The 10146-nt window shown below is 71.2% G+C and carries 7 protein-coding genes and 2 pseudogenes; 6 read left to right on the plus strand and 3 right to left on the minus strand.

The window, feature by feature from the left end:
- Positions 1 to 663 (minus strand): annotated as a pseudogene (locus AB8Z36_RS17750) (hypothetical protein); the annotation flags it as partial.
- Positions 664 to 1006: 343 nt separating this feature from the next.
- On the opposite strand from AB8Z36_RS17750, the gene AB8Z36_RS17755 reads away from it, so the two are divergent.
- From AB8Z36_RS17755 to AB8Z36_RS17765, 3 genes are all read left to right on the plus strand, one after another.
- Complete coding sequence (locus AB8Z36_RS17755; RefSeq protein WP_369214295.1) at positions 1007 to 1768, plus strand: GOLPH3/VPS74 family protein; 762 nt, start codon at positions 1007 to 1009, stop codon at positions 1766 to 1768.
- A gap of 442 nt (positions 1769 to 2210) precedes the next feature.
- Entirely contained in the window at positions 2211 to 3068 is an 858-nt protein-coding gene (locus tag AB8Z36_RS17760) for a helix-turn-helix domain-containing protein (RefSeq protein WP_369214296.1), read from the plus strand.
- 249 nt (positions 3069 to 3317) lie between these two features.
- Positions 3318 to 3527, plus strand: coding sequence for a DUF397 domain-containing protein (locus tag AB8Z36_RS17765; RefSeq protein ID WP_369214297.1), 210 nt, complete (start codon positions 3318 to 3320; stop codon positions 3525 to 3527).
- A gap of 157 nt (positions 3528 to 3684) precedes the next feature.
- Here the strand turns inward: AB8Z36_RS17765 and AB8Z36_RS17770 are convergent, their stop codons facing one another.
- Positions 3685 to 4464 (minus strand): hypothetical protein, encoded by a 780-nt coding sequence (locus tag AB8Z36_RS17770; protein WP_369214301.1) that lies wholly within the window; start codon positions 4462 to 4464, stop codon positions 3685 to 3687.
- A 197-nt stretch (positions 4465 to 4661) separates the two neighbouring features.
- On the opposite strand from AB8Z36_RS17770, the gene AB8Z36_RS17775 reads away from it, so the two are divergent.
- The gene (locus AB8Z36_RS17775; protein WP_369214298.1) at positions 4662 to 5456 is read left to right on the plus strand and encodes an SDR family oxidoreductase; all 795 of its coding nucleotides are present in this window, start codon (positions 4662 to 4664) and stop codon (positions 5454 to 5456) included.
- 287 nt (positions 5457 to 5743) lie between these two features.
- Entirely contained in the window at positions 5744 to 7321 is a 1578-nt protein-coding gene (locus tag AB8Z36_RS17780) for a sodium:solute symporter family protein (RefSeq protein ID WP_369214299.1), read from the plus strand.
- 10 nt (positions 7322 to 7331) lie between these two features.
- On the opposite strand, the pseudogene AB8Z36_RS17785 reads toward AB8Z36_RS17780, so the two are convergent.
- A pseudogene (locus tag AB8Z36_RS17785) lies at positions 7332 to 8463 on the minus strand (ADP-ribosylglycohydrolase family protein).
- Between the two features lie 253 nt (positions 8464 to 8716).
- Here AB8Z36_RS17785 and AB8Z36_RS17790 point away from each other — a divergent pair.
- Positions 8717 to 10126, plus strand: coding sequence for an FG-GAP-like repeat-containing protein (locus AB8Z36_RS17790; protein ID WP_369214300.1), 1410 nt, complete (start codon positions 8717 to 8719; stop codon positions 10124 to 10126).
- Positions 10127 to 10146 lie beyond the last annotated feature (20 nt).

A 10146-nucleotide genomic window follows, 5' to 3' on the forward strand; every position in this document is an offset into this window, starting at 1 on the left:
GGGGGCCGAGGGCTTGGCGTCGGAGCCGGAACCAGCGGCGTCGGGCTCGGCGGCGTCGGCGTCATGGCTCGACGTCCCGTTCTCGGCCGTGGGCTCCGCCGGAGCGTCACCCTTCGCGGGAGCCGAAGGCTTCGCGTCGGCGTCCGGCTCAGCGGGGTCGTCGCCCTTCAGGGGCGCCTCGGGCTCGGCCCCCGCACCGGGCCGCACGTCCGTGGCGTCCGGGCCGGACGCCTCAGCCGCGTCGCGCTCACCGCCCCCCGCACCGGGCGTCGTCTCAGCGTCCGACTCGGACCCGGCCGCGTCCTCGGCCCGCGTCTCGGCCGGACCCGGCGTCGCACCCGCGCCGGGTTCCGCCTCGGCGCCCCGCGCCGCACCGTTCCCGGTGTCCTTCGCCGCGGGGCCGGACGTGGGCGCCGCCTCGTCCTCCGCGGGGGATTCGTCCGCGCTCGCCACCCACGCCGCCACCGCGTCCCGCAGGCGTGCGTCGCCGTTGCCCGTGCCCGTGCCCTTGCCCGTGCCGCCCGCGGACGCCGCCGGGGGCTCCGAGGACTCCGAAGACTCCGCCTGGGCGGGCTTCGGGGACCCCGAGGCCTCCGGGGATGCCGCCGGCTTCGGGGGGCCCGAGGGCCGCTCCTCGCGCGCCGCGGGAACCTCTCGGGTCACCGCGAGCCGCGGGTCCCGTTCGTCCGCCGCCGGCACAGACGCCGCAGTCGGGTTCCCCGACGACTTCCGCTGCTTCGACCTGTCGGGGGTCTCGCCCGCCACCGATGCCTCCTCGTACGCCATGCCGTATGCCGATGCTGAATGCTGACCGTGTGCTGACCGTGCGCCAAATCCGGCCGGACCCCACTGTCCGAACCGTGTACCAGTGTCCTGTGTGAGGGCTTAACCCCCGTGGTAGACGAGAACGACATACCTACTGGTTCCCGTACATCCCGCCCACGCGCTCTCGACAGACCAATGTGAGAGGGGTCACCCTGTCATTCATCCACGCGGGGAGGCATGGATGGGCAGGAGCCGCAGAACAATTCCGGAGGAGCTTCTGCTGCTCGCTTTGGACCCGGCCACGGGCACCACAGCGCAGCCGCAGTCGCTCGACCTCGGTCTGGCCGGAGCACAGCTAGTGGAGCTGGCGCTGGCCGGACGGATAGCCCCAGACGGGGATCGTATCGCCGTGGTGATGCCACGGCCGACCGGAGATCCGACTCTGGACTCCGCACTGGAACTGCTGCGCAGGCGCGGCAGCCCGGTTCGGGCCGTCCACTGGATCGGCGGGCCCCGGCTGGGGCTGCGCCAGACGTACCTCTCGCACCTGGAGCGGTGCGGCATGGTTCATGCCGTGGCGGGCCAGATGTGCGGGGTGCTGCCGACGACGCGCTACCAAGCGACGGAGACGGCCATCAGCCGGGAAATCAGGTCCCGGCTCGATTCGGCGATCCGCACCGGCGTACCGCCGGACCCGCGGACCGCGGCGCTCGCCGCGCTGGCCCACGCGGTCGGTCTCGGCAAGCATCTGTACCCCGGGAACGAGGGGCGTTCATCGCGCTCCCGCCTCCGGGACCTGATCAGGCACGACCCCATGGGCGGCCTCGTGGCGCACGCCGTGATGGACGTCCAGAACGGCGTGGCGGCCCAGCCGCGACGCAGCGCCGCACCGGCGGGCCCAGCGGGCCCCGGCGGACGGCAGCCCGCCAGGGCGGCGGCGGATCCGGACCGGATCCCGATGCAGCCGCGCCGCGGATCCATGGCACGCGCCGTGGCCCACTGAGTACGACCTGAGCAAGACGTGACCCGCTCGGCTCGGCCGGGCGACCGCCAGGCGTCACCACGCATCTCACGCACATCGCGCACCACGCACCGCTCAGCACCACGTACCGCTCAGCACCACGTACCGCTCAGAACCATCGCACCGCTCGTAACACCCGCATCACAGGCATCACCCGTATCAGCGCCGCACCGCAGTCCCCCGGGCCCGGTTCGGGAGCCGCTGAGCCGCGCGGGGAGTGCTGCCGGACCGTCCGGGCGACGGCACCGGCGGCACCCTCGCGCGGCCACACCCGCGTTGGCGCCGCAGGGCCGGCCGTACCCCCTGGACATCGCCCTCGATTTCGTACATCCGCTGTTTCCCAGCGGTGCCGCACACGTAGGTGGCACTCTGCTGAGCAGTAGATACGTAAATTCGAGGCAGGCAAGCCGGAGGTGCACGTCCCGTGGCGTCCAATGTCAATCCCACCGTCAGGCGACGCCGTCTTGGCCAGGAGCTGCGCCGGCTCCGTGAGCTCAAGGGCATGACGGCCGAAGAGGTCGCCGAGAGACTGCTCGTCTCGCAGTCGAAGATCAGCCGCCTTGAGAACGGCCGCCGTTCGATCAGCCAGCGAGACGTCCGTGACCTGTGCGGGGTCTATGAGGTCGAGGACCACCGCATCGTCGACTCCCTCATGCAGATGGCCAAGGACTCGCGCCAGCAGGGCTGGTGGCACTCCTTCGGCGACATTCCCTACAGCGTCTACATCGGTCTGGAGACCGACGCCGCGTCCCTGCGCGTGTACGACCCGCAGGTCGTACCGGGGCTGCTGCAGACCCGGGCCTACGCCGAGGCACTGATCACCGGCGCGCTCCCGGAGACCACCCCCACCGACATCGAGAAGCGCGTCCAGGTGCGCATGCGCCGCCAGGAACGTATCTCCGCGCCGGAGAACCCGCTGCGGCTGTGGACCGTCCTCGACGAGTCCGCGCTGCGCCGCGTGGTCGGTTCCCGTCACCTCATGCGCGATCAGCTCGAACACCTCGTGGAGCAGTCGCAGCTCCCGCACGTGACGGTGCAGGTGATCCCGTTCGACATGGGCGCCCACCCGGGCCTCAACGGCCAGTACGCGATCCTGGAGTTCCCCGACGCCGCGGACTCCAGCGTGGTCTACATCGAGGGCGTCACGAGCGACCTGTACCTGGAGAAGGCCAACGACGTGCAGCAGTACAGCGTCATGTACGAGCATCTGCGCGCCCAGGCACTCAACGTCGAGCAGTCACGCCAGCTCATCGCCGACATCGCCAAGGACTACGCCCGCTAGACCAGGTGCCCGTGACGCGGGGCTTCGGACCGCCTTCCGGCGAAAAGATGCCGCACGGTACACCCTGGCCCCGGCGAGGCGGAAGACCACCTTGGAATATGCCATCCAGTCGAGTGAACGCTTCCTTCAACCGACGATGTTGGCGAGTAGCGTCATTCACGCCATCGAGCCCGCACCGAGCAGGCACGAAGGCGCCAACCGCGGTCACGCGGCGGACAGCAACTCAACAACTGGGCAACCGGAGCAGACATGGCAATTCAGCGAGGCTCTTCGAATACGTGGGTCAAGTCGTCGTACTCCACCGGCAACGGTGCGTGTGTCGAGGTCAAGTCCCCGGTGGAGACCGGCATCTCCGTGCGGGACTCCAAGGTCGTCGAGGGGCCGGTTCTCGCCTTCCCCACCGACTCCTGGAACGCGTTCATCAGCGAGGTGAGCCGGGGGGCTGCCGATCTCGCGTGACTCAGCAGCGCCTGCCGGACCCACCGGTCACCGGAGGAACAACCGCACCACCACAACCGGATAAGCACCACCGTATGAGCCCTCTCGACTGGCCCGCCGTCCCGGCCGAGGGGGCTCGGTCATGGTCCGGCGCGACCGGCCGCCGACCCGTGCCCGGTCAGCGCAGCTCGTCCACGTGGAGATCGGTGCCCGGCACCGTCGGGATGAACGGCGCGAGGAGTTCGACCCGTCCGAGCCCCGACTCCGCCACGGCCTCCTCCCGCCCGGCGAAACATGCCTCCCAGCACGCACACGGGTCCTCCTGGAGGAACCACAGCAGTGTCAGCCGGGTGTCCACGCCCTCCACCTGTTTCACGTAGGTCATCCGGTCGCCCGGCAGCGGTGTCGGCCGGAAGACCGTCACCATCGCGGCGGGCGAACCGGCCAGGGCGCGCGGCAGGTCCCGGGAACGCAGCCATGCGAGCAGCTCCGCCCGCCGCCCCGCGTCCTCGGCGTCGATCACTTCGAGGACGAGGCCGCGGTAGGGGTGGTCGAGCGCGTGGAAGTCGCGCGGGCCCGCGGCGCCGTCGCGGTAGACGGTCGCCTCGTGGTCCTGGAAGGCGGTGAAGACGTGGCGGCGCTCGCGATAGACGCGGCCGTCGCGGTTGAGCCGCTTGTTGATGCCGACGGTCCACTTCATGTGCTCGTCGTAGCGGCCCTCCGTCACCCAGTACGTGGAGAGGTAGCACCCGGCGGTGACCGGCTCGGCGACGGCGGACTTCTCGGGGCGGCGCAGCAGCTGGAGGTCCCGCGTGGCCACCCAGCGGCGGCCCGCGTACATCCAGGGCATGGCCATGGCGCCCGCGTAGTAGTGGTCGTCCTCGTACCAGCGGTTGTAGGCGTACTCGTGCCCCGGGTGCGGCTCGACCATGGTGATCAGGGCGTGCCCCGGGTGCACTCCGTAGGGTCCGACGGCCGCGAGTTCGGCGTAGGTGTCGCTCCGGGTGTCCTCGCGGGGGTCGCGCGGGTCCTGGCGGGCGTCCTCGCGGGCGCCCGCGCGGGGGTCAGCACTCACTTCCCTCCCCTTCCTTCCTCCGATGCACGCCCATACTCTGACGCCCCGTCAGCAAAACTGCCAGAGCCGGGAGGCGCCCCATGCAGCCGTCGCTCCTTCAGGGAAAGACCGTCGTCGTCTCGGGCGTCGGCGCCGGGCTCGGCCACCAGGTCGCGGCGGCCGTCGTACGGGACGGCGGCCACGCCGTGCTCGGCGCCCGTACGGCGGCGAACCTCGCCAAGACGGCCGCGGAGATCGATCCCGGGGGCGCGCGGACCGCCCACCTGGCCACCGACATCACCGACGAGCGGCAGTGCGAGGCGCTGGCGGGCCTGGCCCGCGAACGCTTCGGCGGGATCGACGCGGTCGTCCACGTGGCGGCATGGGACAGCCACTTCGGCGGCCTCGCGGACGCGGACTTCACCACCTGGCAGGAGGTCATCAACGTCAATCTGCTCGGCACTCTGCGCATGACGCGCGCCTGCCTCCCCGCACTCAGGGAGCGTCGCGGCGGCTCGGTGGTCTTCATCGGCACGCAGTCGGCGATCGCGGCGCCCTCGCAGGTGCGCCAGGCGGCCTACGGGGCGTCGAAGGGCGCGCTGACCTCGGCGATGTACTCCCTGGCGCACGAGCTCGGCCCGGACCGCATCCGGGTGAACACCGTCCTTCCCGGCTGGATGTGGGGCCCGCCGGTCGAGGCGTACGTCCAGTTCACCGCGGACACCGAGGGCGTCCCAAAGGCGCGGGTGCGGGACCGGCTCGCCGCGCGCATGGCCCTGCCCGACCTGGCGACGGACGGGGACGTGGCCGACGCGGCGGTGTTCCTCGCATCGGACCGGGCGCGCTCGATCACGGGCCAGTCATTGCTGGTCAACGCGGGGGAGATCATGCGCTAGACATCGCCGCCGAAGGCAGCCGGAGGCCGTACGGGAGACCACTTCCGTACGGCCTCCCTGCGTTCCGGACCCCCTCGCGAGGAAACCAAGGTGGGTCAGATACATGAACGTAAGTCAGCTAACCGAACGATTTTACTTCCTCTTGACCTGTCGCGCTGTTGTCCGGAAGCGGCGGCCGAACCCACGATGAGCGGGCACTTCCGGGGCGATCGCGTTCCCGAGGGCCGGTACCGGCGAAGTGCGAGCCATCTCCGCGCAGTTCACCGGGCGGACCCCTGGAGGGCCATATGAACAGTCTCGACTGGGCCGTGCTCATCGGCTACTTCGGCGTGATGGTCGCGATCGGCGTGTGGTCGCACAAGAGGGTCGACAACGTCAGTGACTTCTTCACCGCGGGCGGGAAGATGCCCTGGTGGCTGTCGGGCATCTCGCACCACATGTCCGGCTACAGCGCGGTGATGTTCACCGGGTACGCGGGGATCGCGTACACCTACGGCGTCACGTCCTTCGTCACCTGGTCGTTCCCCATCGCCCTCGGCATCGCCATCGGCGCCCGGCTCTTCGCGCCGCGCATCAACCGGCTGCGCTCACGGCTGCACGTGGCCTCGCCGCTCGAATACCTGAAGAACCGCTACAACCTCAGGACCCAGCAGGCGCTCGCCTGGTCCGGGATGCTGCTGAAGATCGTGGACGTCGGCGCCAAGTGGGCCGCGATCGCCACGCTGCTCTCGGTCTTCACCGGGGTCTCGCTCAACCAGGGCATCCTGATCACCGGCGTGATCACGGCGATCTACTGCACGATCGGCGGCCTGTGGGCGGACGCGCTCACCGAACTCGGCCAGTTCATCATCCAGTTGCTGGCCGGGATCGCCATGTTCGTGGCGGTCGTCGCGAAGCTCGGCGAGTTCGGCGGCTTCTTCGGCGTCTGGGACGAGCCGGAGCTCGCCGGGCACGGAAAACCGCTGGTCGGCCCGTACGGAACGGTCTTCCTGCTCGCCTTCCTCTTCATCAAGCTCTTCGAGTACAACGGCGGCATGCTCAACCAGGCGCAGCGCTACATGGCGACCGCGAACGCCAAGGAGGCCGCGCGCTCCGCGAAGCTCTCCGCGATCCTCTGGCTCGTCTGGCCCGTCGTCCTCTTCTTCCCCATGTGGATGTCGCCGCTGCTGGTCGACGCCAAGAAGCCCGACGGCTCGGACGCGTACGCCCTGATGACCGAGCAGCTCCTGCCGCACGGCCTGCTGGGCCTGGTCATCGTCGGGTTCTTCTCGCACACCATGGCGATGTGCTCCTCCGACGCCAACGCCATCGCCGCCGTCTTCACCCGTGACGTGGCGCCCGCGCTCTCCGCCAGGGCGCGGATGTGGAGCGAGCGCAAGGGGCTGATCGCCGCCCGGCTGACCACCGTGGTCTTCCTGGGGCTCTCGATGGCGGTCGCGACCCAGGTGAACTCACCGGCCTTCAAGGACATCATCACCGTCGTCATCAAGTGGGTCGCCGGTCTGATGGGCCCGATCGCGATCCCGATGATGCTGGGCCTGCTGCGCACCTTCCGCAAGTCGGGACCGACCGCCGCCCTGACGAGCTGGGCCGCCGGGCTCTTCGCCTTCTACCTGGTCAACTACCCGATCAACGACGCGATCAAGGGCGGTGTCGCCCTTCAGTACCAGGTGTCGATCCCGCTCGCGGTCTCGCTCGTCCTCTACGTCGTCATCGGCTACCTGAAGCCGGAGGACACCCCCGAGCGGGACGCGCTCATCGAGCGCATCAACACCGACGGCGACGACGGCCAGGAGGGCGCGGCGGCCGTCCCCTCCCCCGCTGAGCCGCGGGACGGCGCGGTGCGCGCGCCCGCGAAGGACTGAGGCAGGTCCCCTAGGCGCGGGGGTAGCGGGCGAGCCAGCCCGGGGAGGAGACCGCGGGGCCGTGCAGCGCGGGGCCCTGGGTCATCTCCATGGCGAAGTCGTCGGCCAGTTCCAGGATGGTCGCCCGGCCCTCAAGCTCCGTGAGCCAGCCGGGCGGCAGCGCGGTCTCGCCGTGCAGCGCGCCGAGCAGCGCCCCGGTGAGCGCGCCCGTCGCGGAGGAGGGGMCGCCGKAKGCCGYGCCGCACGTCCTCGCCGACCAGGGCGCAGTACGCCGCCACGGCGAGCGCGCCCTCGGCGGTGCCGTCGCCGAGCAGCTCCGCCACCCGGGCGGCCGACGGCATGCCCTGGCGTACGGCGCCCAGGGCGTGCCGCAGGGCGTCCGTGACGGTGTCGTGGCCGGGGCGGGTGGCCAGCAGGGCCAGGGCCCGCTGGATCGCGCCGTCCAGCGACTCCCCGCGCGCGAGTCCGTGCACGATGACGGTGTGCGCGCCCGCCGCGAGCTGGGCGGCGGGGTGGCCGTGGGTCTGGGCGGCGCACTCGACGGCGAGCTGGAGCACGAGCTGCGGCTCCCAGCCGACGAGCAGCCCGAAGGGCGCCGACCGGACGGCGGCCCCGGGGCCGCGCGCGTCGGGGTTCTTGGGGGTCTCCAGGGTGCCCATGACGTCGTTGCCGAGGCCGAGGAGGCAGGCGCGGGACGGGCCGCGCCGCGCGTACAGCCACTCCTCGCGGGCGAGCCAGCCGTCCTCCTCGCGCCGCTCGTCAGGGCCCCAGTCGCTCTGGGTCGCGGCCCAGCGGCGGTAGGCGCGGTGCAGGTCGGTCGGCGGGTGCCAGGCCCCGGTGTCGCGCCGCACCTGGGCGCGTATGAGTCCGTCGACGGTGAAGAGGGTGAGCTGGGTGGCGGCGGTGACCGCCCCGCGTCTGCCGTACGCGGGTGCGGGCTCGGTCAGTCCCTCGGTGCCGTGCTTCTCGCGCACGCCGTCCAGGGAGAGCCCGTCCAGGGGCGCCCCGAAGGCGTCGCCGACGGCGGCCCCGAGGAGCGTGCCGCGCACCCGGCTGCGGAAGTCCTGCTGCTCGGCGCGGCCCCAGACACCGGTGGCTGCTGCTGTGCCCACCGGGACCTCCCTCCGTGCCTTGACATGCATCGACCATTGCGACTGCGCAGCACTGTAATCGACTGCGAACGATCGGTTCAGACAGCAAGTGGTATGCGAAGAGTCGCCCTTGAGGCGGCTTTTGAACGACGTTCACGGGAGCTTCGCAGATGCGACGAAAAGTGCCGGGTGAACGGGCGGTTACTCCACGTTGCCCCGAAAAAGTCCCTGCGGTGTACAACCGAATCGGCGGGACCGGCGTCTCAAGCTGTGCCACTAACTTTCCCCACAGGAGGACAAGCACGTGCGTCGCAGTCTCATCACCGCCGTCGCGGTCGTCTCGCTCACCGCTCCGCTCGCCATAGCCGCCGCCGGCACGGCCTCCGCCGCGCCCCGGGCCGCCAAGGCCCCGGTCGTCGACTTCAACAAGGACGGCTACGCCGACCTCGCCATCTCGGCCCCCGGCGGGTACGACAGCGACGCCCCCGGCAGCGTCTCGATCGTCTACGGCTCGGCGAACGGCCCCGACAAGGCGCACGCCGTCACCATCAGCCGCGCCACCGCGGGCGTCCCCGGTTCCGCCGCGGACGGCGGGCACTTCGGCAACCAGACGGCCGCCGCCGACCTCGACGGCGACGGCTACACCGACCTCGTCGTCAACGGCGGCAAGAAGGCCGTGGTCCTGTGGGGCTCCGCGCAGGGCCTCAGCGGCCAGGGCAGCGTCTCGCTGGACTCCAACGGCGCGCGCGTCACCGCCGGTGACTTCAACGGCGACGGCAAGCGGGACCTGGTCACGGCCGAGTACCCCGAGCCCGAGGACCCGATGGACAACGACGACGCGGGCATGACCATCGCGTACGGCCCGTTCAAGCGGGACGGCAAGGCCGCGAGCACCCAGCGGATCGTCACCAGCCAGACCTTCGGCCCCGGCGACTTCGTCACCGGCGATGTGACCGGCGACGGCGCCGACGACATCGTCACCAGCCACGGTTTCGAGGAGATGGCGCACAAGAGCCAGCTCTGGAAGGGCGGCAAGAACGGGGTGGCCACCACCTCGCAGAAGCTCGCGCCCTCCCTCGGCGGCGCGGTGGCCGACATCGACGGCGACGGCTACGGCGACTTCGTCACCCGCGACATCGGCAACAACTTCGAGGACATGCCGTACCAGAAGGGCACCGTCCTCGTCCGCTACGGATCGGCGTCCGGCCTCTCGGACCGCTCCACGAAGATCACCGCGGACACCGCGGGCGTGCCCGGCGTCGGTGAGGAGGGCGACGAGTTCGGCTCCGCCATCAGCGCGGGCGACGTGAACGGCGACGGCTTCGCGGACGTGGCCGTCGGCGTCCCCGGCGAGGACATCGGCTCCACCGCCGACGCGGGCAGCGTCGTCCTGCTCAAGGGCTCCCGCTCCGGCCTGACCGGCACCGGCGCGCAGGCCTTCGACCAGTCCACGACGGGCGTCCCCGGCGCCTCCGAGAAGGGCGACAAGTTCGGCGCCACGGTCCTGCTCTCCGACACCAACAAGGACGGCAGGGCCGACCTGACGGTGGGCGCGCCCGGCGAGGACGGCACCTACGCCGACTCCGGCGCCGTCTGGCACCTGCGCGGCGCCGCGAGCGGCCTGACCACCACCGGCATCGACTCCTTCGGCCCGAAGGCGATCGGCGCCACGGAGAAGGGCGGAGTCGCCTTCGGCTCCTTCCTGGCCCACTGACACCCGTGCCACCCGGCGGC

Source organism: Streptomyces flavofungini (assembly GCF_041028215.1).
Classification (GTDB): Bacteria; Actinomycetota; Actinomycetes; order Streptomycetales; family Streptomycetaceae; genus Streptomyces; species Streptomyces flavofungini_B.